The sequence below is a fragment of the Streptomyces carpinensis genome (assembly GCF_002154505.1).
Classification (GTDB): Bacteria; Actinomycetota; Actinomycetes; order Streptomycetales; family Streptomycetaceae; genus Streptomyces; species Streptomyces carpinensis.
In genome coordinates this window covers 1-26375 of record NZ_MUBM01000381.1, presented here as the reverse complement: position 1 = coordinate 26375, position 26375 = coordinate 1, and the positions used below count along the sequence as shown (strand labels likewise).

At 69.5% G+C, this 26375-nt stretch carries 27 protein-coding genes and 4 pseudogenes; 18 read left to right on the top strand and 13 right to left on the bottom strand.

All coding sequences use genetic code 11. The features are described 5' to 3' along the window. Together BZY54_RS52500 and BZY54_RS39520 are read right to left on the bottom strand one after the other, a co-directional pair. A pseudogene (locus BZY54_RS52500) lies at window positions 1-246 on the bottom strand (IS630 family transposase); the annotation flags it as partial. Between the two features lie 12 nt (window positions 247-258). Then, a complete protein-coding gene (locus BZY54_RS39520; protein WP_244217560.1) occupies window positions 259-822 on the bottom strand; it encodes an IS630 family transposase in 564 nt (187 codons plus the stop codon). A 226-nt stretch (window positions 823-1048) separates the two neighbouring features. Between BZY54_RS39520 and BZY54_RS39515 the strand changes: the two genes are divergently transcribed. Continuing rightward, on the top strand, window positions 1049-1276 hold the full coding sequence (locus BZY54_RS39515; protein ID WP_086730176.1) for a hypothetical protein: 228 nt from the start codon (window positions 1049-1051) through the stop codon (window positions 1274-1276). A gap of 135 nt (window positions 1277-1411) precedes the next feature. On the opposite strand, the gene BZY54_RS39510 is transcribed toward BZY54_RS39515, so the two are convergent. The 3 genes and pseudogenes from BZY54_RS39510 to BZY54_RS39500 all read right to left on the bottom strand — a co-directional run bounded on the left by BZY54_RS39510 (window position 1412) and on the right by BZY54_RS39500 (window position 4891). Further along, window positions 1412-2467 (bottom strand): hypothetical protein, encoded by a 1056-nt coding sequence (locus tag BZY54_RS39510; protein ID WP_086730175.1) that lies wholly within the window; start codon window positions 2465-2467, stop codon window positions 1412-1414. A gap of 177 nt (window positions 2468-2644) precedes the next feature. Beyond that, window positions 2645-3409 (bottom strand): annotated as a pseudogene (locus BZY54_RS39505) (IS5 family transposase); the annotation flags it as partial. A 199-nt stretch (window positions 3410-3608) separates the two neighbouring features. Next, window positions 3609-4891: pseudogene (locus tag BZY54_RS39500) on the bottom strand (IS701 family transposase). Between the two features lie 511 nt (window positions 4892-5402). On the opposite strand from BZY54_RS39500, the gene BZY54_RS39495 reads away from it, so the two are divergent. Together BZY54_RS39495 and BZY54_RS39490 are read left to right on the top strand one after the other, a co-directional pair. Then, on the top strand, window positions 5403-6722 hold the full coding sequence (locus tag BZY54_RS39495; RefSeq protein ID WP_086730174.1) for an RNA polymerase subunit sigma-70: 1320 nt from the start codon (window positions 5403-5405) through the stop codon (window positions 6720-6722). A 65-nt stretch (window positions 6723-6787) separates the two neighbouring features. Beyond that, on the top strand, window positions 6788-7267 hold the full coding sequence (locus BZY54_RS39490) for an SRPBCC family protein (RefSeq protein ID WP_086730173.1): 480 nt from the start codon (window positions 6788-6790) through the stop codon (window positions 7265-7267). Between the two features lie 5 nt (window positions 7268-7272). On the opposite strand, the gene BZY54_RS39485 is transcribed toward BZY54_RS39490, so the two are convergent. Further along, window positions 7273-8080, bottom strand: a protein-coding gene (locus BZY54_RS39485) for an IS5 family transposase (protein ID WP_425276357.1) whose coding sequence is annotated in 2 segments (ribosomal slippage) — window positions 7273-7741 and window positions 7740-8080 — 810 coding nt in all. Because the reading frame shifts where the segments join, the coding sequence is not laid out codon by codon here. Between the two features lie 21 nt (window positions 8081-8101). On the opposite strand from BZY54_RS39485, the gene BZY54_RS54055 reads away from it, so the two are divergent. From BZY54_RS54055 to BZY54_RS39470, 4 genes are all read left to right on the top strand, one after another. After that, a complete protein-coding gene (locus BZY54_RS54055; RefSeq protein WP_244217559.1) occupies window positions 8102-8266 on the top strand; it encodes a hypothetical protein in 165 nt (54 codons plus the stop codon). Window positions 8267-8334: 68 nt separating this feature from the next. After that, window positions 8335-9420, top strand: a complete 1086-nt coding sequence (locus BZY54_RS39480) for an McrC family protein (protein WP_244217558.1) — start codon at window positions 8335-8337, stop codon at window positions 9418-9420. Window positions 9421-9831: 411 nt separating this feature from the next. Then, window positions 9832-10065 carry a DUF5133 domain-containing protein gene (locus BZY54_RS39475; RefSeq protein WP_086730172.1) on the top strand — a complete coding sequence of 78 codons (234 nt, stop codon included), beginning with the start codon at window positions 9832-9834 and terminating at the stop codon, window positions 10063-10065. A gap of 93 nt (window positions 10066-10158) precedes the next feature. Then, on the top strand, window positions 10159-10536 hold the full coding sequence (locus BZY54_RS39470; protein ID WP_086730177.1) for a VOC family protein: 378 nt from the start codon (window positions 10159-10161) through the stop codon (window positions 10534-10536). 129 nt (window positions 10537-10665) lie between these two features. On the opposite strand, the gene BZY54_RS39465 is transcribed toward BZY54_RS39470, so the two are convergent. Further along, complete coding sequence (locus BZY54_RS39465; protein WP_341868726.1) at window positions 10666-11148, bottom strand: SDR family NAD(P)-dependent oxidoreductase; 483 nt, start codon at window positions 11146-11148, stop codon at window positions 10666-10668. Beyond that, window positions 11138-11377 carry an SDR family NAD(P)-dependent oxidoreductase gene (locus tag BZY54_RS55180; RefSeq protein WP_341868725.1) on the bottom strand — a complete coding sequence of 80 codons (240 nt, stop codon included), beginning with the start codon at window positions 11375-11377 and terminating at the stop codon, window positions 11138-11140. The genes BZY54_RS39465 and BZY54_RS55180 overlap by 11 nt, the downstream gene beginning before the upstream one ends. 192 nt (window positions 11378-11569) lie before the next feature. Between BZY54_RS55180 and BZY54_RS39460 the strand changes: the two genes are divergently transcribed. The 5 genes from BZY54_RS39460 to BZY54_RS39440 all read left to right on the top strand — a co-directional run bounded on the left by BZY54_RS39460 (window position 11570) and on the right by BZY54_RS39440 (window position 14137). Beyond that, on the top strand, window positions 11570-11977 hold the full coding sequence (locus tag BZY54_RS39460; protein ID WP_086730171.1) for a DUF3224 domain-containing protein: 408 nt from the start codon (window positions 11570-11572) through the stop codon (window positions 11975-11977). 168 nt (window positions 11978-12145) lie between these two features. Continuing rightward, window positions 12146-12949, top strand: coding sequence for a nucleotidyltransferase domain-containing protein (locus BZY54_RS39455; RefSeq protein WP_086730170.1), 804 nt, complete (start codon window positions 12146-12148; stop codon window positions 12947-12949). Window positions 12950-13003: 54 nt separating this feature from the next. After that, complete coding sequence (locus BZY54_RS50545; protein WP_143668232.1) at window positions 13004-13390, top strand: hypothetical protein; 387 nt, start codon at window positions 13004-13006, stop codon at window positions 13388-13390. 53 nt (window positions 13391-13443) lie between these two features. Beyond that, window positions 13444-13671 (top strand): hypothetical protein, encoded by a 228-nt coding sequence (locus BZY54_RS39445; RefSeq protein WP_086730168.1) that lies wholly within the window; start codon window positions 13444-13446, stop codon window positions 13669-13671. A 160-nt stretch (window positions 13672-13831) separates the two neighbouring features. After that, a complete protein-coding gene (locus tag BZY54_RS39440) occupies window positions 13832-14137 on the top strand; it encodes a hypothetical protein (RefSeq protein ID WP_086730167.1) in 306 nt (101 codons plus the stop codon). On the opposite strand, the gene BZY54_RS39435 is transcribed toward BZY54_RS39440, so the two are convergent. Continuing rightward, window positions 14097-14423: a transposase gene (locus tag BZY54_RS39435; protein ID WP_086730166.1), complete on the bottom strand. Its 327-nt coding sequence runs from the start codon at window positions 14421-14423 to the stop codon at window positions 14097-14099. The genes BZY54_RS39440 and BZY54_RS39435 overlap by 41 nt on opposite strands. Before the next feature lie 11 nt (window positions 14424-14434). Between BZY54_RS39435 and BZY54_RS39430 the strand changes: the two genes are divergently transcribed. Then, the gene (locus tag BZY54_RS39430) at window positions 14435-15721 is read left to right on the top strand and encodes an RNA-guided endonuclease InsQ/TnpB family protein (RefSeq protein ID WP_244217557.1); all 1287 of its coding nucleotides are present in this window, start codon (window positions 14435-14437) and stop codon (window positions 15719-15721) included. 284 nt (window positions 15722-16005) lie between these two features. Here the strand turns inward: BZY54_RS39430 and BZY54_RS39425 are convergent, their stop codons facing one another. After that, the gene (locus tag BZY54_RS39425; protein ID WP_086730165.1) at window positions 16006-16596 is read right to left on the bottom strand and encodes a TetR/AcrR family transcriptional regulator; all 591 of its coding nucleotides are present in this window, start codon (window positions 16594-16596) and stop codon (window positions 16006-16008) included. Between the two features lie 282 nt (window positions 16597-16878). On the opposite strand from BZY54_RS39425, the gene BZY54_RS39420 reads away from it, so the two are divergent. Beyond that, complete coding sequence (locus BZY54_RS39420) at window positions 16879-17820, top strand: alpha/beta hydrolase family protein (RefSeq protein WP_086730164.1); 942 nt, start codon at window positions 16879-16881, stop codon at window positions 17818-17820. A 111-nt stretch (window positions 17821-17931) separates the two neighbouring features. On the opposite strand, the gene BZY54_RS39415 is transcribed toward BZY54_RS39420, so the two are convergent. From BZY54_RS39415 to paaI, 3 genes are all read right to left on the bottom strand, one after another. Beyond that, window positions 17932-19284, bottom strand: coding sequence for a hypothetical protein (locus tag BZY54_RS39415; protein ID WP_086730163.1), 1353 nt, complete (start codon window positions 19282-19284; stop codon window positions 17932-17934). Between the two features lie 634 nt (window positions 19285-19918). Further along, window positions 19919-21265 (bottom strand): phenylacetate--CoA ligase PaaK, encoded by a 1347-nt coding sequence (gene paaK, locus BZY54_RS39410; RefSeq protein WP_086730162.1) that lies wholly within the window; start codon window positions 21263-21265, stop codon window positions 19919-19921. After that, on the bottom strand, window positions 21262-21705 hold the full coding sequence (gene paaI / locus BZY54_RS39405; protein WP_208640907.1) for a hydroxyphenylacetyl-CoA thioesterase PaaI: 444 nt from the start codon (window positions 21703-21705) through the stop codon (window positions 21262-21264). The genes paaK and paaI overlap by 4 nt, the downstream gene beginning before the upstream one ends. Window positions 21706-21789: 84 nt before the next feature. Here paaI and paaN point away from each other — a divergent pair. The 4 genes and pseudogenes from paaN (at window position 21790) to BZY54_RS39385 (ending at window position 26326) form a co-directional block, all read left to right on the top strand. Beyond that, window positions 21790-23513, top strand: a pseudogene (gene paaN, locus BZY54_RS39400) (phenylacetic acid degradation protein PaaN). Further along, a complete protein-coding gene (locus BZY54_RS39395; RefSeq protein WP_086730160.1) occupies window positions 23506-24729 on the top strand; it encodes a thiolase family protein in 1224 nt (407 codons plus the stop codon). Before paaN ends, BZY54_RS39395 begins: the two are co-directional and overlap by 8 nt. Beyond that, window positions 24726-25475 (top strand): enoyl-CoA hydratase/isomerase family protein, encoded by a 750-nt coding sequence (locus BZY54_RS39390; protein ID WP_086730159.1) that lies wholly within the window; start codon window positions 24726-24728, stop codon window positions 25473-25475. Before BZY54_RS39395 ends, BZY54_RS39390 begins: the two co-directional genes overlap by 4 nt. Next, a complete protein-coding gene (locus tag BZY54_RS39385) occupies window positions 25472-26326 on the top strand; it encodes a 3-hydroxyacyl-CoA dehydrogenase family protein (protein WP_086730158.1) in 855 nt (284 codons plus the stop codon). Before BZY54_RS39390 ends, BZY54_RS39385 begins: the two co-directional genes overlap by 4 nt. Window positions 26327-26375: the final 49 nt, after the last annotated feature.

The window sequence follows — 26375 nt, the reverse complement described above, 5'->3', positions numbered from 1 at the left end:
GTTGTCGGCCGCCCAGGTGCGGACCTTGGCGTGCTTGTGCGGGGAGAAGTTGTCCAGCACCACATACAACTTCTGACCGGGCCAGCGGGCGCGTAGGGCCTTGAGGAGGTCGAGGAACTCGCACCACCGCTTGCGCGGGCGAATGCGGTAGTACAGCTTGCCGGTGGCCAGATCGAGGGCGGCGAGCATCTGCCGCACGCCGCCGTAGCGGTTGTAGGTGGCCCGCAGCCTGCGCGGACGCCTCACCGGCCCCCACGCCTAGCCCTTGCGGGGCATCAGGTTCAGCGGCCCGAACTCATCGACGCATATCACCCGCCCGTCGGCGGGCGGGGTGTCGTACAGCGCCAGGACGCGGTGCATCTTGGCGATGAAGTCGGGGTCGGTGGACGCCTTCCACGTGGTGGTGGTCTTCCAGGAGATCTTGCCGGCGCGCAGGATCCGGCGCAGGGTCTCCCGGCTGATGGCCGCGGTCACCTTCTGTTTGATGAGGTGGTCGGCGAGCTTGCTCAGGCTCCAGGTGGAGAACGCCGTGATCTTCCAGTCGGCGGGGGACGTCCGGGCGATCAGGCAGATGTGCTCGCGCACCGGGTCACTGATCGTCTTGGGGCGTCCCCCGCTCCATTTTGGGTCCAGTGCGTCCAGCCCCCTCTCGTTGAAGGCGTGGATGACATCGCGGACGTAGTCCTCGCTGACCTGCATCAGCACAGTGATGTCCTGGACCGTCTGGCCTTGGGCGGACATCAGCACCACGATCGCCCGGCGTAGTTTCACCGGGTCCTTCGCCCTCCGGCTGATCCGCTGCAGCTTCCTGCCCTCCTCCATGCTCACCGGCCGGACGAACACACTCGGTCGACGCCCCACGACCACCTCCGAGATCAGATCTTGGGGACAGTCTGCTGACCGACGGGCAGCAGGTCGATTACCCGGCCAAGGCGGCGTGACAAGCCACTAGCGGCTGGCCTGCGGCGGGAGGGAGAATGCCGGAGCAAGGGCGGGTTCCGGCGGTGGGGGAGGAGCGCCGCCGGACGTCGGAACGAGGGAGTCGCGGGTGCTGACTGCGCTGGGACTGGCAGACGAGGAGGACGTGGTCTACCGCGCCCTCGTCGTGCACCCGGGAGTGCGGGCCCCCGAACTCGCACGGACACTGGCCGCCGCGCCCGCCAACGCGACCCCTGCTGCCGCCTGGTCGGAGCACGAGGTGGCCGCGGTGCTACACCGGCTGCTCAGCACCGGCCTGGCCCTCGCCGACACCGACTCCGGTGAGGAGCCCCGCTAGCGGGCCACACCACCGGCCCTCGCCCTGGAGCCGCTGCTCACCGCTCGGCGTGACGGCAAGGACGTGCCATGACTCGATCCTCTCAAATGATCGAGTCCCTACCGAACCCGGAGCGGGTCAGAGTCCTCATAGGCACTATCGGTTATCGAGGTGCTGGTGGGACGTTCCATGCTGCTTGCGGGCCTGGTAGCGGTTCGCCAGGGCGTGGAACGCCTCCTTGGGTTCCCAGGGCATGTCCGGGTACGTACGCGCGTCCGCAGGGTAGCCGCTGTGCTCGTCGAGGATCTTGACGATGCCGTAGGAGGCGAGGTCGGGGTCCGGTCCGGACAGACGGTGGGGAGTGCCGTAGCCGGCGAAGCTGAACCAGAAGACGGAGTCGACTCCTTCGTCTTCGAAGACGGGCATGAGGTCGTCGAGATAGCGGACCTGCTCGCTCTCGTCACGCACCAGGTGCGGCTTGGGGGTGGCACCGTCCGGCTCCATGGCCACGTACCAGCCCGAGCCGCCGTAGTCGCCCGCCCCGTGGAAGGTGCAGCAGCCGACTTCCATGATGGCCACCGGCTTGCCGTGGGTGAACTCTTTGCGTAGGTCGTCGCGGTATGTGGCGGCGTTGCGCAGACTCCGGAAGGCATCCAGGCCGACGATGTCGAACGGGCTCCAGTCCACGCCGTCCAGGGGGCACGAGGCGTAGCTGACCGGGCCGGCGAAGAGAGGGCGCACGGTGCGGACGACGTCGCCGAGGAAGGCGTTGACCTGGTCGGGGATGGGCCGGAGTGCGGCCTCGCGATCAGGGCCGGCCAGGACCGGGATGCGCTCGTTGAAGGTTTCGCCGGGCAGGTACCCGCGGGCGAACAGGCTCAGTTCGCAGCCGGTGACGAGGACGACATCGGCGCCATCAAGGCGGAGGCGTTCGGCTCGCTCGGCGCAGTCGGCGAAGTACGGCAGCATCTGTTCGTTGGTCATCTCGCAGGGGAAAGGCGAGAACCAGACCTCCAGCCCGGCGGCGGCCGCATGCCGCGCGGTGGTCTCGATCCGGTCCGGGTCGCCGCCCGTGATGCGGATCGCGGTGCAGTGCAGATCTTCGGCGATGATCCGCATGTCCCGCGCGACGACGTCGGCGTCGAAGCCGGGGCGGGAGGTGTCGCCGTTGGGGAAGGTGCCGGTGTCGTAGTGGATGCCTTTGCCTCGCATGCCTTGCGCCTCCGATAAGAATCAGCGTGTCGCCTACAACGCGATCGTCAAGTCTCCAGCAGCGTCAGAGTCAAGCCCGGATGGTGATCAGCCGTTTGAACCCGATCGCTGCCTCCTCGCCGATAGCTCCGTCCTCCTCAGATCGTCTTGTGGGCGGGTCAGGACCAGCACTTGGCGGTATGTGATGAGACAGCATGCGAGTCGCAGGAAGGCTTCGTAGATGTCAGCCCTGCGTTCCCAGCGGATGCGCAAGCGTCGGAAGCCATGGAGCCAGGCGAAGGTGCGCTCGACCACCCAACGGTAGGTGCCCAATCCGGTGCCGTGCCGGGGCCCGCAGCGGGCGATGGCCGGCACGATACCGCGAGCGTGGACCTGCTCGCGGTAGACGTCGTGGTCGTAGCCACGGTCTGCGAACAATGCGTCCGGCTTCCGGCGAGTGCGCCCGACCTGGCCGCGAACCGGTGGGACGGCATCGAGCAGAGGCAGCAATTGGGTGACGTCATTGCGGTTGCCACCGGTCAGAAGGACCGCGAGCGGAGTACCGCGCCCATCGGTGATCAAGTGGTGCTTGGAGCCGGCACGGCACCGGGCGACCGGCGACGGGCCCGTGTGTGTCCCCCCCCCTTAGCGCCCTGACGTGGGAGTAGTCGACTACACACCGGGACCAGTCCAGCTTCGCTGCCGCGTTCAGCTCAGCGAGCAGGACCTCGTGAAGGCGTTGCCAGACGCCAGCTTCATTCCAGTCCCGCAGCCGAAGCCCAGGTCCTGCGGCAGGTACTCGCACTGGATCCCGGTGTGCAGCACGTACAAGATCCCGCACAGCACATCCCGGTCCGGCAACGGCTTGCGGCCCGGATACCGAAACCGCCGCTCACGCTGCGGCAGAAACGGTTCAAGGCGGTCCCACAGCTCATCCGACACGAACCACGGTGCCGTCCCCACAAAGGGCCGAACGCTCAACTCCCGCCCCAGACAAGGCAACCAGGGCCGATCCATCTCATTGTGTTAGCCGTTGTAAGAGCGCGCAGATAATCAACACGCTTTCTTGATCTTGCTTTGGGTGGGATTGGGAGCGAGGAATGTCGCGACGTCGGATGGTGTGCGGAAGCGGGCGGTTAGTACTCCAGTGCGGTTTCGTGATCTATCCAGCGGGTTCGTCGGAAGTTCGTCGTCGGTAGTGGCTGCGTCGGGCTGTTGCCTGGTGGCGTCGGCGCCAGTTGGACCAGTGCAGCAGCCTGGTCGCGGTTACGGCTGGTGGGTTGAAGACGGCGGCGAGTAGGTGGCGGATTTCTGGGACGGTCAGCGTGATCGGATCGCGGCTGCGTGCGAGGTGGTGCGCATCTGCGGCTGGTGTGGGGGTCGCGTCGGCAGCGAGGGCGGTCAGGAAGGCCAGGGCAAGCATGGCGAGCGTGATGTGCCGGTGCCATGAGGTCCAGTGCCGGACCTGGTAGTGGTCGAGTCCGACCTGGCTCTTGGCGGCCTGGAAGCACTCCTCGACGCTCCAGCGGGCACCGGCGACGCGGACCAGTTCGGCAAGGGGCACTTCGGTGGGTGACCAGCACAGGTAGAAGGCGAGTTCGCCGGTGGACCGGTTCCGTCGGATGAGCAGGTGCCGATGGCTGCCGGTGCCGATGTGGATCCAGGCCCAGTCGTAGTACCGCGGGCCTTTCGCGCCGTTTCCGGCGCTCTGGCGGTGCCAGGCCGCGGCGGGCAGGCGGCCGGCGACGGTATCGGCGCGGGCGGGAGCGCGGCCGTGGTTGATCCTCACCCGCGTCGAGCAGGCGACGGCGAGGACATAGCCGATGCCGCGCGCCTTGAGGGCGGCGCGGAGCCGGGGGTCTGGCCGTAGGCTTCGTCGCCGGTCACCCAGGAGGCGGTGATCCCGGCTTCCAGCGCGGCGGCGATCATCTCCGAGGCCAGACGGGGCTTGGTGGCGAACTGGACCGTCTCGGGTATCCCGGCCGCGGTGCGGCGTTCGGGATCATTGGACCAGGAGTGTTCGGGGAGGTAGAGCCGTCGGTCGATCAGGGCCCGTCCCCGGCTGGTGGCCAGGGCGAGGAACACGCCGACCTGGGCGTTCTCGATGCGTCCCGCGGTGCCGGTGTACTGCCTCTGCACTCCTGCCGAGGACCGGCCCTTCTTCAGAAAGCCGGTCTCGTCGACAACGAGAACGCTGCCGTCAGCACCGAGGTGTTCGGCGGCGTAGGCACGCAGGTCGTCGCGGACAGCATCGGCGTCCCAGCGGGCGTAGCGCAGCAGACGTTGCATCGGCCCAGGCCGCGTATGGCCTGCCTGTTCAGCGAGTTGCCAGCAGTTCTTCCGTTCGACGCTCGACAGCAGCCCGAGCAGGTAAGCGCGGGCCGCGGCCCGGGGCTCAACCCGCCTGAATCTGCCCGCGATCCGGGCCATGACCTGGTTGAACATCGCCCGCCAGCGGGCAGGGTCTACGCTATGGCCTGCGGCCACCGAACGATCTTCAGGAGTCCACACAACCCCCGATGATCACGCGGTGGCCGTACCTGTTCCCAGCCGGGACCGCGACAAGATCGCGAAGTCAGACTGGAGTATTAGGCCTTGATGTGGTGGCCGTGCGCTTCCAGGAGCGGGCGGACTTCCTGTTTTGAGGTTCCCCCGGCGCGTGACCCTGCACCTGCCCCGACGATGGCCCTGGCAGCACGCCTGGGCACAGCCGTTCGACACCGTCCACGCGCCGCCCCAGACCGCCCGACGTCACTGACCGTCCCGCCCCCGGGGCCCGACCGGAGCAGAACCGTGGAAGGCTGGGCAGACCAGCAAGTACCGCCTGCCCGCACCTAGTCACAGCCCCGACACTCACCCTTCGAAGCTCAAAAGATCACTTCAGAAACAGACCAGTGGATCGAGGCTAAGCTCTTTTGTAACGCCGCATCCCCGTGACGAATGACTGGAGCCGCCCATGAGCGGACGGGATTGTCAGGTCTGCGCCGCCCCGCTGCCGGATCGCGGTCGTGGCCGGACTTCCGTCTACTGCTCGGCGGCCTGCAGGCAACGCGCCTACCGCCACCGACGCACCGCCATCGACCAGCCAGCGGCCGACGTCCTCGCGGACATCGAGCGGCGGGTGAAGACGCTGGCCCTGCAGCCTCCCCATACTTTCCGCTCGGACGCCGAGGCCCTAGCCGCGGCGGTACGCAAGCTGCGGCGGCTGGCCCATTACGTCACGCAAGTCGCCGTGACGAAAACTGCGGAACGGTCGCTGGACTCCGACGACGAGGTCGACTTCGCCGCACTCGTCGAACCCCACCGCAAATGGCTGCACCTGCACTGCTACCGCATGGTCGGCTCCTACGACGACGCCGAGGACCTGGTGCAGGAGACCCTGCTCAAAGCCTGGCGCGACCGATCCGGTTTTGAAGGCCGAGCGGCGCCCCGGACCTGGTTGTACCGGATCGCCACCAACGCCTGCATCGACCACCTGCGCCGCACGGGCCGCCGTCCCCAGCGGTACGAGCCGGTCCCCGGCATCGAGTCCGGCAGCAGCGAGCCGCCGGACCGTCTGCCCTGGTTGCAGCCCTATCCGGACCGGCTGCTCGACGAGCTGTCGGCCGACGACGAGCAGCCAGAGACCGCCGCTGAGTCGCGGGAGACCATGGAACTGGTCTTCCTTGCCGCGCTCCAGCACCTCCCGCCCCGGCAGCGCGCGGTGTTGATCTTCCGTGACGTGCTGGGCCGCCCTGTGGAGGAGGCAGCGACGCTGATGGACATGAGCGTCGCAGCGTCCAACAGCGCCTTGCAACGAGCCCGGCAGACGCTGCGCGAGCGACTGCCTCAACGGCGGATGGACTGGGCAGTCGGGCAACACAGTCAGCAGGAATACGACATCGTGCGCCGCTACATGGTCGCGGCCGAACGCGCGGACGTGTCGATGATGGCCGACCTGCTCAGCGTCGACGTGGTGGTGACCATGCCGCCCAATCCGGTGTGGTTCGCCGGCAGGGACGCGCTGCTCCAACAGCTCGGACGGGTATTCGACCCGGACTCGCCGGGGTACTTCGGTCGCTGGCGGCACCTGCCGGTCCGGGCGAACCGGCAGCCGGCCGTCGCCGGGTACGTGCAACGGCCGGGGACCTCGGTGTACCGGGCGCAGATGGTTGACGTGCTGCGCATCGAGGCCGGACGCATCGTGGAAATCACCACGTTCGAGGCCCACCTGGTCGCCGCGTTCGGTCTGCCGCTCAGGCTGCCGGTCGAACACGCCGCCGATGGGCACCGATGACAGATCGCCCCGGCCGACGTCCAACTCTTCGAAGACGTCACCGATTCGGGAAACCAGGAGAGATCATGACCACGCAGAAGATCCAGGTCGAGCGAACCTACGCCGCCGCACCGGAGAAGATCTGGGAGCTGTGGACCACCGAGGCCGGCATTGAGGCCTGGTGGGCGCCGGAGGGGTTCACTGTGCACGTCGACGCCCTGGACCTGCGCGTCGGTGGCACCTTGACCTACACGATGACCGCGACCGGCCCCGAGCAGGTCGCGTTTATGGAGAACGCGGGCCTGCCGCTGAGCTCGACCTCGCACAAGGCCTTCACCGAAGTCGAGCCCACCCGGCGTCTGGCCTACACCACACTCGCCGACTTCATCCCCGGCGTCGAGCCGTACGAGTTCCTCACCGAAGTCGAACTGCGTCCGACCGCCGAGGGTGGAACGCACGTGACCATGACGGCTGACACCATGCACGACGAGGAATGGACCCGGCGGCTGGCCGCCGGGCGGGCGAACGAGATGGACAACCTCGCCAAGGTGGTCGGGTCTTACTGATCGTTTCAAAATGAGGTTCGCAGGCGGCGGAGGCATATGAGGCTGCAGGTCAGTTCGAGCAGGCCCTGATGGAGATCGGCACGTCGCTCGTAGCGGATGCGGAGTCGCTTGAACTGGTGCAGCCAGGCAAAGGCGCGCTCGACCACCCAGCGAACCTTGCCCAGTCCGGAGCCGTGGGCGATGCCGCGTCGGGCGATCAGGTGCTTGATGCCGCGTTTCCACAGCAGGCGGCGGTGCTTGTCGAAGCCGTAGCCCCGGTCGGCGCACAGCCGCCGGGGCTTGCGGCGGGGGCGGCCCCGCAGGCCCCGGATCGGCGGGACCGCGTCCAGTAGTGGCAGGAGCTGGGTGACGTCGTGTCGGTTGCCGCCGGTGAGTGTGACGGCGAGCGGGATTCCGTGGCGGTCGACGATCAAGTGGTGTTTGCAGCCGGGGCGGGCCTGGTCGACGGGCGAGGGACCGAAGTGATCCCCCTTTGAGGGCCCGGATGTGCGAGCCGTCCACGGCGCAGTCGTCCAGGTCCAACAGGTCGGCGCGGCGCAACTCGCCGAGCAGGGCGGCGTGCAGGCGGGGCCAGACGCCGGCCTCCATCCAGTCCCGCAGCCGGCGCCAGGCCGTCACGCCGGAACAGCCCACCGTCTCCGCGGGGACGTCACGCCAGGCGACACCGGTCCGCAGTACGTACAGGACGCCGGCGAGTGCCGTTCGGTCGGGAACACGCAACCGCCCCGGATAGCGGGGGCGCCGCTCGGGAGCGGGCGGCAAGAGCGGAGCCACCCGCTCCCATAGGTCGTCAGGAACAAGATCAGCACGCACCCCGGACAGCCTGCCGACCAAGTGATCCACACGGCCGGTCTCGTCCCCATCACGGTGGACGAGACCGGCCCCGGCACCCTGCTGCAGATCACCGGCGATCAGGTCGCCGGCCTGCTGCGCGCCCCCGGACTGGTCCGGCTGAGCCCCGCCTCGGGCGGGCGATGGCGCCTGACCGGGAACCAGTAGGTCGGCCTCGTCCGCCTCCCCACCCCCGGCGGCAGCGCGATCGAGCTCCACCTGCGCCCCAACTCCCGGTGCACAACCTGCTGTTCCTCCTCACCTACAGCCCCCGCGATCCCTGGCGGCCGCAGACGGTCACCGCGGCCGAGGCGCAGGACCTGCTGCCCGCCCTGGCAGAGCTGCTTGCTCGTACCGCCCGCCGCACCTTGGAGGCCGGTGTTCTGCACGGCTACCGCACGATCGAGGAAGACCTGCCCCTGGTGCGGGGCCGGATCCGCACCGCCGACCAGATGCGCCGAACCGGCCTGCCCCTCTTTGTCGCCGTCCGCTACGACGACCACACCCCGGACATCGCCGAGAACCGCATCCTGCTCGCAGCTCTGCACCGCGCCGCCCGCCTCCCCGGCGTTTCCCCACGCACCGCCACCGCGCTGCGTCACCTCGCCGACCGCCTCAGCGGCGTCCACCTCCTGCCGACCGGCGCGCCGCTGCCCTCCTGGACTCCCACCCGCCTCAACGCCCGCTACGCACCGCTCCTGCGTCTGGCAGAGCTGCTGCTCGCAGGCCGCTCCGTGCAGACCGAGGGCGCCCACGCCACCGCCGTCGACGGCTTCGTGCTCGACATGCCGGCCGTCTTCGAACGTTTTCTCACCCTCGCGCTCAGCGACGCCCTTGCCCGGCACGGCGTCCGCTGCGCCGCCCAGGAACAGCACCACCGCCTCGATACGCGAGGCCTGGTCCGCATGCGGCCCGACCTGGTGCTGTACCGGGCTGGCCGACCGCAGCCTGGGGCCGTCAGTCGGTCACAGCTCGGCCAGAGGCACGTGGTCGCCTACACCGGCTCCTCCTCCGCGGCTCCGCCCGTGCCGTCGCGACCCACTACTTTCCCGCGATCACCCAGGGGGCCCGCAAGCCAGGACGGTGGCGAGCCGGGCGGCAACATCGGGAACGTCGTCCTCATGGCTACCGTTCGGTCCGGGAATCGGATATCGACGACCGTCCGCCGGTGGTGGTGTGGCATCGTTCCGCTCGGTCACGACCTGAGTGATCTCGTCCGGATCGAAGGCATACTGTTACCGAACTCGCCCAGGCAAGGCTGGAAATGGAGGGATGGGCCCCGGACGGCCCATGGCACCAGGAAGATGGCGTCTGCGTTCTGACGGCCCCGGCCCGGGAGGTGAAGGACGATGGCACCGGCCCATCGACCGGATCACGAGACGGTCCCTGACCGGCGCGGACAGCAGCCGTACCGCCGCGCTCTCCGACGGGCCGCAGGTGGCGGCCAGTTGGGAGGCGGTGCTTGCCCGGCGGTCACGACGGGCAGTTCCGGCAACCTGAAGACCACGGTGAAGGCGGGCCGAGGACGGCTACTGGCGCTGCTCCTTCGCCGGTTCCTTCACCACCGTCGCCGTCACCACGGCCGGCGACTACGTCGACGTCCGCTGATCCAGGCGGCGGCCGCCTGCCGGCCCCCGGCCGGTGTGGCGCGGCGCGTATGCGCGACGGACGATGGGGTACAAGGGGGGCTGTCCCACTCAGGTTGTGCGGCGGCGTGGAAGGAGAGCCCCCAGATGTTGATGGCACATCCCGTGGTGCTGCGGGATCTCGTCGAGCAGTATGAAACCCTCCGGGCCCTTCACGCGTCCGAGGCGGACAGTGAGCGGGTGCGGCAGCGGATGGAGGATGTCGCCTACACCCTGTGTGTGTCCACCGGCACCCGGGACGTGGACGCGGCGATGATCGCCGCCCGCCACCGGCTGCCCGGCGCCCGGACGGAGGACGATTCGGTCCTCTCACGCACCTGACCCTGCCATGTCACCTCACTGTGTCGGCACCGCTATCGGCGATCCCGGTCATGAGTGGTCGAGCCGGAGGACAGCCACATAGGATCCACCCTCGTGATCGCTGACCTGCAGTGCGTGGTCCTGGACTGCCCCGACCCCCGTGAACTCGCCGACTTCTACCAGTCGCTCCTCGGCGGCACCGTCAACCAACCGGATCCGCGATGGGAGCTCGGCGAGGACTGGGCCACGTTGCACACGGCGTCAGGCCTCGTCCTGGCGTTCCAGCGGGTGGCGGAGTACCAGCCGCCGCGGTGGCCGGACCCGAGCCGGCCCCAGCAGTTCCACCTGGATTTCGGTGTCGACGACCTGGACGACGCTCAGGGACAGGTGTCGGCTCTGGGCGCCAGGGTGCTGGACGAGGGTGCTGACGGCCGGAGTTGGCGGATCTGTGCCGACCCCGCAGGTCATCCGTTCTGCCTGGTCCGTCACTGAACTGTTCACCGATCGCGTGCGTGACGGCGTCGCGCTTCCCGGTCGGGCAGCACCAGCCGCCCCGCGGTGGAGGTGAGGTACCGGTTCACGAGTCACTCCTCATGTGCTGGACTGCCCGTGCACCCACGGTCAACGCCCCGGCATTGCACCACCGTTGCTGTTGAGGAACTCGCCCGTGATGTAGTCGGCCTCGGGAGAGGCGAGGAAGGCGACCGCCACGGCGATGTCCTGCGGCTGCCCGACCCTGCCCACCAGAGTCTGCGCCCGGCGTCTGGCGAGCTCCTCCTCGTCGGCCGGTGCGCCGAAGAACTCGGTGCCCGAGACGAACCCGGGCAGCACGACGTTGGCTGTCGCGCCGTGCGGGCCCAACTGCCGTGCGAGCGTGTGGTTCCAGGCCATCAGGGCCGCCTTGGCGGCTCCGTAGGCCCCGTTGCCCCGCAGGGTGGCCACGGAGCCGATGGTGACGACACGGCCGCCGGGCCGGGCCAGGCGGGGCAGCAGTGCCTCGGTGAGCAGGACGGCCGGCAGGACGTTGTTGTCGAATACCCGCCGCCACTGCTCGGCGAGCCCTATGAGGCCACCGCCCTGCGCGGGGCCGTGTTCACAGCACATCTACCGGAAGGCCCTCCAGCGCCCGCTCCACGTCCTCCGGTACGGAGAGGTCGACCGCGACGGCCCGCACCGGGTGAGCGCCCTCGATCTCGCGTCCCGCATCGTGCAGGACCTCGGCCCGCCGCCCGAGAACGGTGACCCTGTCGCCCTGCCGGGCGAACCGCTCGGCGACGGCCCGTCCGATGCCTGTCCCGCCACCGGTGACCACTACGGTGCAGCCCCGCTGCACCCATCCGCCCTCCAACGTTCCGGCAGGCAGTTCTCACCTTGTCACAGGCACTCAGGAGGTCGGGTCGGAGGAGCAGTCGGGAGAATCCGCCGGATGACTTTGCTCCCCGTCGGACGCGCCTCGGGACCTGCCCGGTAGGTCATGTGTTGTCTGACCGGTGCCGATGTCAGTGGTGGGGAATACGATCCGGGGATGCGAGCTTCAGGCACGTTCAAAGTCGCCGACCTCACCCCGGCTTCGGTACCGAGTCCTGCGATCAAGACCGCGATGCCCGTAGGCGTCGCCACGATGGACAAGCAGTACGAAGGCGAGGTCGTCGGTCGCTCCGCAACCTTGTTCACCGCCGCCTTCGACCAGTCCACCGGCATGGGAACCTATGTCGCGATGGAGTCCTTCGAAGGCACGCTCGGCGCACGACGGGGCGCCTTCAACTTCGCTCACTCCGCTAGGACTTCGGGCGAGGGCCGGGAGAACGAGTTCTTCGTCATCGTCCCGGGCAGCGGAACGGGCGAGCTGGCGGGGATCACCGGGTCGGGAGGCATCGCGGTGGACACGGACGGCACGCACCGGATCTGGTTCGATTACGACCTCGACGAGTAACGCAGCAGGTCGCGATCGGATCCCCAGGCGGATCGCAGTGAGGTGGCCGTGCCGGGAAGACGTGTGCCCGCTGGTCGTGTCTCGTGGCCTCGCCCCGCAATGCCGTGAGCACGTCGATCGGGGTGGAATTGGCTGGCCCGATGTCTCGGCGACTGTCAGACTCCCGCCATGCGGGCGATCATCGAGCGTATGGCCGACCAGCTGGTGGAGGTGCCGGGCGTGGTCGGGGTGCTGCTCGGCGGCAGCCGGGCGCGTGGAGAGCACCGGCCGGAATCGGACTGGGATCTTGGTGTCTACTATCGCGGCGCTCTCGATGTCGATGCCTTGCGGGTACTGGCCGGGCCGACTGTGGAGGTGGCTGGGCCGGGCGGCTGGGGGCCGTGGGTGAACGGCGGCGCATGGCTGCGGGTCGACGGTGTCGCCGTGGACTGGATTCTGCGGGATCTGGACCGGGTCGAGCGGGTGTGGGCGGACTGTTCCGAGGGCCGGTACGAGGTGGGGATTCAGCCAGGGCACCCGCTCGGGTTCTGGTCCCCCTGCTACGCGGGCGAGGTCGCTCTCGGGCAGGTCCTGGCCGATCCGGCCGGAGAGCTGGCGGAGCTGAGGTGGCGGACAGCGGCGTACCCGGAACCGCTGCGCGAGGCGCTGACGGCCGGAGCCTGGGAGGCGGAGTTCCTGGTCGGTGCCGCGGCGAAAGGTGTGGCTGGGGCAGACACCCTGTACGTCTCGTTGTGCCTGTCGCGGGCGGTCGGCGTGCTGGTCCAGGCGTTGTTCGCCAGACATCGGCGTTGGTGCCTCAACGAGAAGGGCGCACTGGCCGTCGCCGAGCGGCTGCCGGGAGCGCCGATGGGGTTCGGCGCGCGCGTGCGCGGTTTGCTGGGCACGCCGGGGGAGACGGCCGAATCACTGGAGGCAACAGTGGCCCGAGCGCGAGTGCTGGTCGAGGAGACCCTCATCTCCCTGAGAAGCTGAGTCGGTGAACTCAGTCGGCCGGGTGCGAGCACGGACAGCTGGTACGGCCGGCTCGTGAGCATCGCCATGCGGCATCTCGCCACGGTGTCCGAGCCGTGGACGAGGCGGGCAACCGCGCTCGCGAGGCGCCCGCGGCTCTCCAGAGCGCGGCGGCCGAACATCTGCGCCGCGCCCGGCGCCGACCGGAGGGCGGTCGCCCGTCGCACATCTTGTCTCCCTGTGGCCGGAAGGCCGGCCTACTGCGTGAAGCTGGATGAGACGGCGTCCTCGGTACCGTTTGCGGTGATCGTTCGAGGTGCCGCGCAGGCGCAGGTGATCCGTGAAGAGCTCGGCGCAGCCGTCGCGGTCGAAGTCCGCGCCCGCCATCGCGTTCCCGAGGCCGTGGTCCCAGTCGTCGGCGCCGGGAACGCCGGGAACCCGGCCGGTCGCCGGGAGGGGTGAAGCGGACCCTCCGGACTTGGCCGCAAAATCGAACATGCGATCTAATAACACGTATGAAACACGCGACCTTCCCTCCAGACCTGATCCAGCTCCAGGCGGACTGGTTCCGCGTCTACGAAGCCCTGGCCGTGTCCGGCCCCACGCACTCCACCGCGTTGCGCCGCGAGCTGCAGTCGCTGTCCGTCCGGCTGCTGTGGCATCCCTACTGGGCCGGCCCGGGTCGGATGCCGGCCGCACGGGCCGAGCTGCGCCGCCAGGGTCGCCGGGTCGGCGCCATGTGATTTTCTCCACTGCTGCCGGTGTGTGACGTGTGCGGCCGGGTAGGCGGGCCGACCAGATGCTTCTGCCCGAAGGGTGATGTACTCCCTGCCGCTCAGGCGGTTCCTCATCAGGCAGTTCGTACGCAGTCGCAGAACCGTGGCTGCGGAAGGAGGGAACACCGTGAAGAAGCTGATGCGTCTCGTGGCCACCTTGGGCGTGTCCGCCACAGTCGCCGGAGGCGCCTTGCTGGCCACCAGTGGCTCGGCGACGGCGGCCACTGCTCAAACCGTCCGGCACGTTCACACGCAGACCGCCGCGGCGAGCACAGGCCACTGCGGCACCCAGGGACACGGCGCCCACCGGGGTCCCGATCCCTGGATCATGGACCAGCTGAAGATGTTCGAGCCCGCGGCTGCCAAGCGGGTGGCCGTGTTCGATCCCTGGGTCAAGGATCAGCTGGCGATGTTCCCGCCCACCACCCGGTAAGCGTGGCACCGGAAGGTCCCGATGCCCGGTACACGCGCCGATGGCCTTGCTCGGCCCGAGGGGGCGGCCGTGTCGCACAGGAGCGTGGTCGCTCACCGTTGAACTCTCGCAGTTCCGTGCCGAAGTCGGCGCAGGCCTTCTGTATGACCTGCTCGCATCTGATGAGTCTGGCGTCGTTGAAGACCTTCCGCCGCTTCTTCGGCGTGAAGACCAAGTGGGCATGGAGGGCGTGGACGACGCTTCTTCCTCGGCGTGCATCGGTGTCTGGTTCCCGGTGCGGTGTCATAGGTCGCCGCTATGCTCACACTCGTGAAGGTCGTCGTGCAGGTCAAACCCGTCCCGGGCGCCGGGCAGTTACCGGCGTTTGAGCGCACCCTGCCCGCGATCAACGAGGCGGCGAGCTGGGTGTCCGCCGTGTCCTTCGAGTATTTCAAGCTCCAGGGCAGCGTGCGTGAGCTGCGGAAGCTGTGTTACGGCGGGCTGAAGGCCCGTGGGTTCGGGGCGCAGGCCGCGCAGCACATCATCAAGCGCGTGGCCGACGCCTACTCGACGCTGCGGGCGAACATCCGGGCCGGAAACCTCGGACCCGAGGGGGCCAAGCGGCGTCGCAAGGCGGAGTCCAAGCCGGTCGTCTTCCGCCCGCACGCCGCGCACACCTTTGACGACCGGTGCCTGAGCTGGAAGTACGACACCCAGACGGTGATCATCTGGACCCTGGACGGCCGGATCAAGAACGTCCGCTTCGCCTGCTCGCCCGGCGCTCTGAAGCAGCTGGCCGAGCACCGTCAGGGCGAATCCGCCCTGGTGTTCCGCGACGGCAAATGGCTCCTGGTCGCCACCTGCGAGATCCCGGAGGCGCCCCGGTTCGAGCCGAAGGGCTTCATCGGCGTGGACCGGGGGATCAACAACCTGGCCACCACATCGGACGGGGACAACCACACAGGGCGCCGTCTGGGGCGCTACCGGCGCTGGCAGGCCCGTAAGAAGGCCGAACTCCAGGCCAGGCAGACACGCTCCGCCAAACAGCTCCTCAAGAAGCGTGCGCGCCGTGAGGCGCGGCATGCGACCCACATCAATCACACGATCGCCAGGACTGTCGTTGCTGTCGCCCAACGCACCGAACGCGGCATCGCCCTGGAGCAGCTCAAGGGCATCCGCGAGCGGGTTACGGTTTCCCGCGACCAGCGAGCACGCCAGTCCTCCTGGCCGTTCCACCAGCTCGGCTCCTTCATCGCCTACAAGGCAAAGCGTGCTGGGGTGCCGTTCATCGAGGTGGACCCGGCCTACACCTCGCAGCGTTGCCCGCGCTGCGGTCACACCGAGAGAGCCAACCGGCCCACTCGGGACTACTTCCGCTGCCGTCGGTGCGGCCTCGCTGGGCCAGCCGACCACGTCGCCGGGGCCAACATCGCCAAGCGAGGAGCCACGGCGTGGGTATTCGTCAACATGCCCGAACCGTTCCCGACATCGTCGGGACCGGTGAATGTGACCCGTGACCGTCCTGTCGTAGGGGGCAGTCGGGAGCATAAGCAGAGCCGTGCGAACCGGGTCAACAAGCTCGGTCGTTCACGGTCGAGTAGTTGACTACGAGGTCTTCGGCCCCGATCTGTGGCAGGCCGACCTGGACTGACCTTCGTCTCCCGGTATCGCCCCCACCTCCTGTCACGTGGCCACCTGCTGTTGTGTGACAGCGCGTCACTTGGCGCATGGCGCAGGACCGAGCACCCTCACGGGGTGGGGTACGGCTCCTGCCGGCCAAGCCCACCCAGGAGAAGCTGGGACCTGCCACCTCCGCGGTCGTGACGGAGCCCGGGGCCTTCCGGCCCCGGGCTCCGTTCGCGCGACGAGGCCGAGGCGGGCCCCACGGTTCAGCTCGGTCGGCGCAGTCCCCCGACGAGGAGCGCGACGAGTCGGCGCGCGTCGTAGCGGGGGTCGCTGTCGGCGCCGATGCAGAGGTTTCCGATGCCGCGCATGAGCTGGTAGGCGTCGAGGCCCGGGCGGATCTCGCCGGAGGCGGCAGCGGCGTCGAGGAGTTGGGCGCACACCGGCAGAAGGCGGTCGAGGAAGTAGGCGTGCAGCGTCTCGAAGCCGGCGTTGTCGGTCTGCAGTGCGGCCGCGAGGCCGTGCTTGGTGACCAGGAAGTCGACGAAGAGGCCGACCCATTGTTCGAAGGCGGCGTGAGGGCTGGGGCTGGTCGCCAGCAGGGTCGGCCCGGCTTCGGCGCACGCGTCGACCTGGTGGCGGTAGACGGCGATGACGAGGTCCGCCCGGGTGGGGAAGTGGCGGTAGATCGTGCCCATCCCGACGCCGGCCTTGGCCGCGATGTCACGTACCGGCGCTTCCACGCCCGAGGTGACGAACACGGCGGCGGCCGCGTCCAGCAGGGTCTGCTGGTTGCGCCGGGCGTCCTTGCGCTTGGGTCCGGCCGCGCTTGCTGTGCTCTGGCCGCTGTCGGTCACGGCGATGTTCCTTCCGCGAGGCTTGCGAAGCGGAACGCTGCTCCGTATTGTTTGCGGAGCGAGGTTCCGTTTCGTTCATGATGGCAGACCGACGGACCGGCGACCAAGCCGTCCACCGCCATCAGCTCCACAGGCAGAAGACACGCGACCGCCGCCGGCGGTGTCGACGTGGCTGCGCCCGAGAAGCGCTCCTCGCTCCCTGCTCGGCTCGGCCCGTGGCGCCACCGACCGCCCGGGCCCCTCGAACCATGACTGCGAAAAAACCGAACGGAGGGCACGTCCATGCCCCAATCCAACACGGCGAACGCCCAGAAGAGCGCCGGTGCGCCCGCCCTGGTGATATCCGCGAAGCCGGTCGTCCTGCCCGCCCCGGACCGCGGTGAAGACCTCCAGATCCGCGTGTCCGCCCCCGCGACCGGCAGCGATCTGCCCGTCATCGTCTTCTCGCACGGCTTCGGCTGGTCGATGAACGGCTACGCGCCGCTGGCGGACTTCTGGGCCGCTCACGGCTTCGTCGTCCTGCAGCCCACCCACCTCGACTCCAGGACGCTCGCCCTGCCCGCCGACGATCCCCGTACGCCGAGGATCTGGCGCTTCCGTATCGAGGACCTCAAGCGCGTGCTGGACGGCCTCGACCTCCTGGAGGCCTCCGTGCCGGGCCTCGGCGGACGCCTCGACCGCAGCCGTATCGCCGTGGCCGGCCACTCCTGGGGGGCTCAGACGGCGAGCACTCTGCTGGGCGCACGCGTCCTCGACTCCGACGGCGTACCCGGCGAGGACATGTCCGACCCCCGAGTCAAGGCCGGTGTGCTGCTCGCCCTGACCGGCCTGGGCGACGACCTGACCCCGTTCGCCGCGGAGCACTTCCCCTTCATGAAGCCGTCCTTCGGCGACATGACCACGCCGGCTCTCATCGTCGCCGGGGACCACGACCAGTCCCATCTGTCCACTCGCGGACCGGACTGGTTCACCGACCCCTACACCTACAGCCCGGGGAGCAAGAGCCTGCTGACGCTGTTCGGGGCAGAGCACTCGCTCGGTGGCATCCCGGGTTACGAGGTCGCCGAGACGACGGACGAGAGTCCCGCGCGCGTCGCTCTGATCCAGCAGCTCACCTCCGCCTTCCTGCGCAGCGCCCTCTACCCCGAGGACACCGCCTGGAAGGCGGCGGCCACGGCACTGGAGGAAGACCCGGACCCGCTGGGCAGGCTGCAGAGCAAGTAGACGAGCCTCGCCGGCATCGCGGCGCGGTACTTGGCCTCCGGGCCAGGTACCGCGGCCTCGGCTGGTCGGTTCGCGGTGCCGTGATGCCGACGGGACGCTCCTTCCTCTTCGTCAGGACTCGGCGGGAGAAGGGCTGGTGGTGGGAGAGGGAGTGGAGGCGGTGGTACCGCCGCTCTTCGCCGGCGCGGTGCCCAGTCCGAACTGGGCCGCTTCAAGGGTGCCCGTGCCGGTGCCCGAGGCATGGCTGCCGGCGAGGTCGAGATGGAGGTCGTTCGTGGTGGCGTAGCGGGTGTACCAGATCTCGTCGATGCCGTGCTTGTCCAGGGCGGTCTTCTGGGCCTGGGTGGGCTTGGTGACGTACTGCCTGGTGACGATCAGCCGGTCGGTGTCCGTGAAGGTGAAGGCGGCCCGGTCCGGGCCCACCCGGTAGGACCAGTGGACCCTGCTGTAGTAGTCCTTGGGATAGGCGTCTTCGGGGTGCGGCCTGGGGCCGGATTCCGCGGCCGTCACCGTCCTGTGGTCGAACGCCCCGATCAGACGCCGCCCGGCCTTCGTGTCGTCGACGAGGAAGACGGGGACGACAGCGGAGTCGTACTCCTTGCGCAGGTGGAGGTCGGCGCCGATCACCGAGTACTGCCCGACACTGCCGCGGCCCCAGCGCCAGTGCTCCACGGAGTACGGGAAGGGACGGTTGCCCCAGTTGCGGTCGTGGTAGCCGCGGCCGGTGAAGGACCGCTTCTTTCCGCCCACGGTGACGGTCCCGGTGGCGCTTCCGGACGGCACCGCGCACAGCCAGCCGAAGTAGTTCTGCGTGCCGCCGAAGTAGATGATGCCGGTGCCCGGCCGGAACGGTCGCACCAGGCTGTTCAGCGTCAGGTCGACTCCGACATCGCCCGACTGGCCTTTCATGCGGTACCTCTTCAGGTCACCGGAGAAGGTGAAGGGGCCGAGCCGTACGTCGCAGCGGTCCTCGGCGCTGGTGAACTCGGCCCAGCTGTAGGTGTGAACCCCTCCGTGGCTGGTGCCGTCGGGGTCGGTGACGATGACGCTGGACTTGGGCCTGCGGCCGGCCTCGCCGGGCTCCGGGACGAGGCCGTCGTCGAGCCTGGTGCTCAGGACGAAGGACACGACGGTGCCGTCGTCTCCGGTGAAGTCGGCGTACCACCACTCGAAGACGTTCGGATCGTCGTTGTCGGCCGCGGTGCGGAAACCGTCCTCCCAGACTCCGACGGTGTCGCGCTTCAGACCCACGCGGGCGAAGTCGGCGTCGGTGTGACCGTAGGCGTTGGAGGTGAGATCGCTTCCCGCACGGCCCATGCTCGGCCCGATCGGCTCCGGCGCGGCCTCCGTCCGGCTGGGATCGGTGCACGCGGAGACCACGAGACCGGGCACGACGGCGATCAGTCCGGCCGTGGCCGCCTCCCGCAGGAACGCGCGCCGGGACGGAGCGGGGCCTTCGTGCATGACGCTGCCTTTCACGGGTGCCGAGGACGGGCGGTCGGCCACGGACCTGTCGGGAGGCGGCGGCGATCCCGTCCGCGCGTTGTGAAGGTGTGCCGGCGAAGCCCGCGGTGACCAGGCACTCGGGCACTGGGCCGGCTTCTCGCTGTTCACCGTGGCGGACTGCTTACAGTCGACCGCTCCGCGGCGGGCGACGCACTCCCGGGCGCCCGAAAGAGTGACGTCGAGGGCAAGGTCCCGACGTAGGGGTGAGCGAAGAAGCCCCAGGTGTGCACGTCCGTGCCGGGACCGGAGTCCGGCGGCCGCTTGCCGCTCGCCGCACGGTCCCGGTGGATGCCCGCAAAACTTCCTGCACGTGCCCGCTCTTTGCCGGAGGATACGGACACGTGGCGAAGGAGAACCGCGTCACCCGAGCGGAGTCCGAGTGCGCCAAGCGCGGGTTCGTCGAGACCGCCGACCGCGCGGCGCGTTGAACGTTCCGCACTGGGCCGGGCTGGTCCTCTGCATGGAGGCCTTGGCCACCGACGCGGGAAGCCTCCCCTTCAGCGGTGGGTGGAGTCACATGCCGGCCCACACGGCGAGGAGAGCGTGGCGCAGCCGCCCAGCCGCCCAGCCGCCCACTTCGTCAGCGCGACGATCAGGCCCCGCGCAGATCCTTCACCCTGCGGAGCTTGCCGAGCGAGCGCTCCAGTGTCGCCGGCTCGACGATCGTCACCTCCACGGTGACGCCGACACCGTCCTTGACTCCTCTCGCGATCAGCTGCGCGGCAGCCTCGCGCTGCTCGGGCGCGCAGTCGGAGCGGGCCTCGACACGCACCGTCATGTGGTCCATTCGTCCGCGCCGGCTGAGCTGGATCTGGAAGTGCGGGGCGACGCCCGGCGTGCGGAGGACGACCTCCTCGATCTGGCTCGGGAAGACGTTCACCCCGCGCAGGATGATCATGTCGTCGCAGCGGCCCGTGATCTTCTCGATGCGGCGGAAGCCGGGGCGTGCCGTGCCGGGCAGGAGACGGGTCAGGTCGCGGGTGCGGTAACGGATGATGGGCAGCGCTTCCTTGGTGAGCGAGGTGAAGACGAGCTCGCCCGTCTCGCCGTCGGCCAGTACCTCGTCGGTGATCGGGTCGACGACCTCCGGGCGGAAATGGTCCTCCCACACGTGCAGACCGTCCTTGGTCTCCACGCACTCCTGGGCCACGCCCGGCCCCATCACCTCGGACAGGCCGTAGATGTCGACGGCATGGATGTCCATGCGCTCCTCGATCTCGCGGCGCATCTCCTCCGTCCACGGCTCGGCGCCGAAGATGCCGATCTTCAGGGACGTGGAGCGGGGGTCCACTCCCTGGCGTTCGAACTCGTCGAGCAGGGTGAGCATGTAGGAGGGGGTGATCATGATGATCTCGGGCTGGAAGTCCTGGATGATCTGGACCTGGCGTGCCGTCATGCCACCCGAGGCGGGTATGACGGTGCAACCGGCGCGCTCGGCGCCGTAGTGCGCTCCCAGCCCTCCCGTGAACAGGCCGTAACCGTAGCTGATGTGCACCTTGTGGCCCGTGCGGCCGCCGGCGGCGCGGATTGAACGGGCGATCAGATCGGCCCAGGTGGAGAGGTCGTTGTCGGTGTATCCGACGACGGTCGGACGCCCTGTCGTGCCGCTGGACGCGTGGATGCGGCGAACCTCGGACATGGGGACGGCGAACATCCCGAAGGGGTACGTGTCCCGCAGGTCGGCCTTCGTGGTGAAGGGGAAGCGGGCCAGGTCCTCGAGCGAGCGGCAGTCCTCCGGCTTCACGCCCGCCTCGTCGAACTTCTTCCGGTACAGCTCGACGTTGTCGTAGGCGTGGCGCAGCGTCCACTGGAGACGGCGCAGCTGCAGATCACGCAGTTCCTCCTGCGTCAGGTTCTCCGCGGCGTCCAGCAGCTCTGCGGGACAGGGCTCGCCGCGGCGCCCTTCGGCGACCGGCGTGGTCTTCAGCTCGATGCTCATCGCGACTCCTTGGATGTGCTGCCCCGGAGGATGCGGCTGCGGCCACGGAACTCCGCGACCACCTCTTCGTCGCGCATCACCGTGACGTCGTAGATGCCGCTGCGGCCGAACCGGGTCCGTTCCTGGGCGGTGGCCACCAGGACATCGCCCTCGTACACGGGGGCCACGAAGTCGATGTCCGCTCCGGCCGCCACCGTCGTCGGCCCGTGGCTGTTGCAGGCGCAGGCGAAGGCGGTGTCGGCGAAGAGGAAGAGGTAGCCGCCGTGGGCGATCTTGTGCCCGTTGACCATGGCGGGTGTCACGGTCATGCGCAGCACGGCCGTTCCCGGGCCGTGCTGCAGCAGCTCGATTCCCAGTCGCCGGGAGGCCTCGTCCGCGGTGAACATCGCCTCGACCGGTCCTTTTGCGCTATTGGCGGCTTGCGTCACTGTATCCACCATCTTGTGTCCCGACCGAACATTCGGTTAGCGTGCGGCACGGCCAAGTAATTCAGCAACATCCATGCCTGTCAAGAGGTGCACTGCATGCCGCAGACGACTCCCGAACGCATAGATTTCTTCACTCGTCATCGTCGGCTGCTGGAACAGGCGGTGGCAGCCACGGAGAGCCGAGAGCACTGGACCCCGTACCCCGAGTCACCGAGCAAGGCCTTCTACGGCGAGGACGCCGCTCGGCTCGGCGCACAGGCCTTCCGGGAGCAGCTGGGAGCTCCCTTCGAGCTCCCCGGCCATCCGGAGGCCGGCCGAGTCGCTCCCGCCGAGCGATCTCCCTACGGCTTCGCCCTGGACATCACCTATCCCCAGGCGGCTCCGGACGAGCTGCTGGCCGTCGCCAAGGCCGCGGCAGGCGCCTGGCGCACGGCGGGGCCCGACGTCCGCGCCGGTGTCGCGGCCGAGATCCTCGGCCGTCTGAACGCCGCGAGCTTCGAGATCGCGGGCGCCGTGCAGCACACCACCGGGCAGGCGTTCGTGATGGCCTTCCAGGCCGGTGGACCGCATGCTCAGGACCGCGGCCTGGAGGCGGTGGCGTACGCCTGGTCGGAGCAGAAGAGGCACGCCTCCACAGCCCGCTGGAGCAAGCCGCAGCGCAAGGGCGACCCGGAGGTGCTGGTCAAGACGTTCACCCCCGTCGGCCGAGGCCTCTCCCTGCTCATCGCCTGCAACACCTTCCCCACCTGGAACGGCTACCCCGGCCTGTTCGCGTCCCTCGTCACGGGCAACCCTGTGATCGTCAAGCCGCACCCCGGCGCGTGCTGCCCCTCGCGATCACCGTCCGTATCGCGAGGGAGGTGCTGACCGAAGCGGGATTCGACCCCAACCTCGTCGTGCTGGCGGCCGAGGGGCCCGGCGATCGCATCGCCGGCACCCTCGCACTGCACCCGGAGGTGAAGATCATCGACTTCACCGGGTCCACCGAGTTCGGCACCTGGCTGGAGGCGAACGCCCGCCAAGCGGTCGTGTACACGGAGAAGGCGGGCCTCAACACCGTCGTCCTGGACTCCACGGACGACTACCGCGGGCTGCTCGGGAACCTCGCCTTCTCGCTCGCGCTGTACAGCGGGCAGATGTGCACCACGCCGCAGAACCTCCTGATCCCCCGGGACGGCATCACCACGGACGAGGGCACGCGCACGGCCGACGAGTTCGCCTCCGACCTCGCCGCCGCGCTCGACACGCTGCTCGCCGAACCGAGCCGTGCCGTCGGCACGCTCGGCGCCATCGTCAACGACGGTGTCAGGCAAAGGCTGGACCAGGCGGCGAAGGCCGGCCGCATCGTCCGGGCGTCGGGGCGGATCGCCCATCCCGAGCACCCCGAGGCGGACATCCGTACCCCGCTGATCGCGCGACTGGACGCGGCGAGCGGCCAGGAGGTGTACACCAAGGAGTGGTTCGGCCCCGTCTCCTTCGTGATCGGCACCGACTCCACCGAGCACAGCCTGCGCATCCTCCGTGAGACGGTGCGGGAGCACGGTGCCCTGACCGCCGCGGTCCACTCCACGGGCGAGGACGTCCTGGCGGCCGCCGAGGAAGCCGCACTGGACGCCGGAGTGCACCTCTCCGAGAACCTCACCGGCGGCATCTTCGTCAACCAGTCCGCGGCCTTCAGCGACTTCCACGGCAGCGCCGCCAACCCGGCGGCCGGCGCCACCCTCTCCGACGCCGCCTTCGTCACCGGCCGTTTCGCCGTGCTGCAGTCGCGCCGCCCGCTCACCACGACTACGTCTTCCGAGGAGGCCGACCGTGCCTGACGAGGTCTTTCTGATCGACGGCGCCCGCACCCCGCAGGGTCGCTACGGCGGTGCCCTGGCCTCGGTGCGCCCCGACGACCTGGCGGCCCTGGTCGTCGGGGAAGCCGTACGGCGCTCGGGCATCCCGGCCGAGGCCGTGGACGAGGTCATCCTCGGTGCCGCCAACCAGGCCGGAGAGGACAACCGCGACGTGGCCAGGATGGCCGTGCTGCTGGCGGGCCTCCCGCACACCGTGCCCGGCTACACGGTGAACCGTCTGTGTGCCTCCGGCCTGACGGCGGTCGCCTCGGCGGCTCAGGCGATCCGGGCGGGCGAGGCGGATCTGGTGGTCGCCGGGGGAGTGGAGTCGATGACCCGGGCACCCTGGGTGATGGAGAAGCCGGGGACTCCCTGGGCCAAGCCCGGCGCGGTCCACGACACCGCGCTGGGCTGGCGTTTCACCAACCCCCGCTTCGCCGCGGCGGACCGCGAGGTCCCCGAGGGGGCCGGTCCGGAAACGACGAAGGTCACCCTGTCCATGGGCGAGACGGCGGAGGAGATCGCGGCCCTGGACGGCATCGGGCGAGCCGAGTCCGACGCCTTCGCACTGCGCAGTCACCGGCGGGCCGTCGCGGCGCAGGAGGCGGGTCGTTTCGACCGTGAGATCGTCCCGGTCGCCGTGAAGGACGGCGAGGTCACCCGCGACGAGGGGCCACGCCCCGGCACCACCGCCGAGAAGCTCGGCGCGCTGCGCACCATCTTCTGCCCGGACGGCATCGTGACCGCCGGTTCCTCCTCGCCGCTGTCCGACGGCGCCTCCGCGCTGGTGGTGGCGAGTGCCGCGGCGGTGAAGCGGTACGGCCTCACCCCCCGGGCCCGCATCGTCACCTCGGCCTCCGCCGGCGTCCAGCCCAACATCATGGGACTCGGTCCGGTGCCCGCCACCCGGAAGGCCCTGGCCCGTGCGGGCTGGGAGACGGCGGACCTGGACGCCGTGGAACTGAACGAGGCCTTCGCCGTGCAGGCCCTGGCCGTCATCCGCCGGCTCAAGCTGGACGAGGACAGGGTCAACGCCGACGGCGGCGCCATCGCCCTGGGCCACCCGCTGGGCTGCTCCGGCTCCCGCATCCTGCTCACCCTGCTCGGACGCATGGAGCGGGAAGACGCTCGCCGGGGGCTGGCCACTCTGTGCGTGGGCGTGGGGCAGGGCGTGGCCATGCTCGTGGAGCGCGCATGAACGCCACCGCGTACGACACGATCCTGGTGGACGAGCTCGAGGACCGGCTCGTCGTCTCCCTGCACCGCCCGGACGCCCGCAACGCCATCAACGCGCGCATGGTGGAGGAGCTGCACGAGGTCTGCGAGCGGCTGGAGAGAGCTCCGAAGCTGCTCCTGCTCACCGGCCACGGCGGTGTCTTCGCCGGCGGTGCCGACATCGCCGAGCTGCTGCGGCGGGGCCGCGACGAAGCACTGCAGGGCATCAACAGCCGCCTGTTCGAGCGCGTACGGCGGCTGCCGATGCCGTCGGTCGCGGCCGTCGACGGCTGGGCCCTGGGCGGCGGAGCGGAACTGTCCTACGCCTGCGACATCCGCATCGCCGGGCCCGACGCCGTCTTCGGCAATCCCGAACCGGGCCTCGGCATCCTCGCCGCAGCCGGGGCCTGCTGGCGCCTGCCGGAGCTGGTCGGCGAGTCCGTCGCCAAGCAGGTGCTGCTCGCAGGGCGGAACCTCGACGCGCGGGCGGCCCTGGCGGTCGGCCTGGTCATGGAGGTCGTACCGGCGGAGAAGCTGCTGGACGAGGCGCATGCGGTGCTCGACCGCATGGCCCGCTCGTCCGCCGCGGCCCTGCGGCTGACGAAGCTCGTCGTCGACTCGCCCGGCGCCCATCCGGTCGCCGACGACCTGGCGCAGGCGGTGCTCTTCGAGGGCGAGGACAAGAAGCACCGCATGACCCGATTCCTGGAGAAGAGGACCCGAGCATGACGACAGCACCGGCAGTCGTGGGAGTGATCGGCGGCGGCCGCATGGGCGCCGGCATCGCACAGTCCTTCGCAACGGCGGGATCGTCCGTGACGATCGTCGAGAGCGACGAGCGCTCGGCCGCCCAGGCGTGCGAGCGGGTGGCCACCGGGCTGCGGCGGGCCGCCGAACGCGACCGGCTCTCCGAGCCCGCGGACCAGGTGCTCGGTCGCGTCACGGCCGTCGCATCGGTCGCGGACCTGACCCCGCACGCCGATCTCGTCGTCGAGGCCGTCTTCGAAGACGCCGGGCTCAAGGCGAGCCTGCTGGCCGAGGCGGAAAAGGCCGTGGGCACCCGGACGGTCCTGGCCAGCAACACGAGCTCCCTCTCGGTCACCGAGCTCGCCTCCGCACTGAGCGAGCCCGCCCGCTTCCTCGGCATGCACTTCTTCAATCCCGTGCCGGCGTCCGAACTGATCGAGATCGTCGTCGCCCCTGCCACGAGCGCCGACACCGTGCGGAGCGCGCTGGACTGGACCCGCTGCCTGGGCAAGAAGGACGTCGTCGTCCAGGACTCCCCGGGGTTCGCCAGCAGCCGTCTCGGTGTGGCACTGGGACTGGAGGCGATTCGCATGGTCGAATCCGGGGTCGCCGAGCCGGAGGCCATCGACGACGCCATGCGGCTCGGCTACAAGCACCCGACGGGGCCGCTCCGGCTGACCGACCTCGTCGGACTGGACGTACGCCTGGCCATCGCGGAGCACCTGCACGCCACTCTCGGTGAGCGCTTCGCCCCGCCGCAACTGCTCCGCGACAAGGTCGCCCGCGGTGAGCTGGGACGGAAGACCGGACAGGGGTTCTACACGTGGCAGTGAGCGCCGCTACGGCACGCTGCCTGCACTGAGAAGGCTTCTCGAAACCGAG

What these genes read in the sequence shown, in the direction of transcription:
- BZY54_RS39415 (WP_086730163.1), bottom strand. Translation starts at nt 19,284, where the DNA reads ATGCACGAAGGCCCCGCTCCGTCCCGGCGCGCGTTCCTGCGGGAGGCG.
- BZY54_RS39520 (WP_244217560.1), bottom strand. Translation starts at nt 822, where the DNA reads ATGGAGGAGGGCAGGAAGCTGCAGCGGATCAGCCGGAGGGCGAAGGAC.
- BZY54_RS39495 (WP_086730174.1), top strand. Translation starts at nt 5,403, where the DNA reads ATGAGCGGACGGGATTGTCAGGTCTGCGCCGCCCCGCTGCCGGATCGC.
- BZY54_RS39490 (WP_086730173.1), top strand. Translation starts at nt 6,788, where the DNA reads ATGACCACGCAGAAGATCCAGGTCGAGCGAACCTACGCCGCCGCACCG.
- BZY54_RS39475 (WP_086730172.1), top strand. Translation starts at nt 9,832, where the DNA reads ATGTTGATGGCACATCCCGTGGTGCTGCGGGATCTCGTCGAGCAGTAT.
- BZY54_RS39385 (WP_086730158.1), top strand. Translation starts at nt 25,472, where the DNA reads ATGACGACAGCACCGGCAGTCGTGGGAGTGATCGGCGGCGGCCGCATG.
- BZY54_RS39435 (WP_086730166.1), bottom strand. Translation starts at nt 14,423, where the DNA reads ATGACACCGCACCGGGAACCAGACACCGATGCACGCCGAGGAAGAAGC.
- BZY54_RS39465 (WP_341868726.1), bottom strand. Translation starts at nt 11,148, where the DNA reads ATGTGCTGTGAACACGGCCCCGCGCAGGGCGGTGGCCTCATAGGGCTC.
- BZY54_RS39430 (WP_244217557.1), top strand. Translation starts at nt 14,435, where the DNA reads ATGCTCACACTCGTGAAGGTCGTCGTGCAGGTCAAACCCGTCCCGGGC.
- BZY54_RS39445 (WP_086730168.1), top strand. Translation starts at nt 13,444, where the DNA reads ATGAAACACGCGACCTTCCCTCCAGACCTGATCCAGCTCCAGGCGGAC.
- paaK (WP_086730162.1), bottom strand. Translation starts at nt 21,265, where the DNA reads ATGAGCATCGAGCTGAAGACCACGCCGGTCGCCGAAGGGCGCCGCGGC.
- BZY54_RS39510 (WP_086730175.1), bottom strand. Translation starts at nt 2,467, where the DNA reads ATGCGAGGCAAAGGCATCCACTACGACACCGGCACCTTCCCCAACGGC.
- BZY54_RS39390 (WP_086730159.1), top strand. Translation starts at nt 24,726, where the DNA reads ATGAACGCCACCGCGTACGACACGATCCTGGTGGACGAGCTCGAGGAC.
- BZY54_RS39420 (WP_086730164.1), top strand. Translation starts at nt 16,879, where the DNA reads ATGCCCCAATCCAACACGGCGAACGCCCAGAAGAGCGCCGGTGCGCCC.
- BZY54_RS39455 (WP_086730170.1), top strand. Translation starts at nt 12,146, where the DNA reads ATGCGGGCGATCATCGAGCGTATGGCCGACCAGCTGGTGGAGGTGCCG.
- paaI (WP_208640907.1), bottom strand. Translation starts at nt 21,705, where the DNA reads ATGGTGGATACAGTGACGCAAGCCGCCAATAGCGCAAAAGGACCGGTC.
- BZY54_RS39460 (WP_086730171.1), top strand. Translation starts at nt 11,570, where the DNA reads ATGCGAGCTTCAGGCACGTTCAAAGTCGCCGACCTCACCCCGGCTTCG.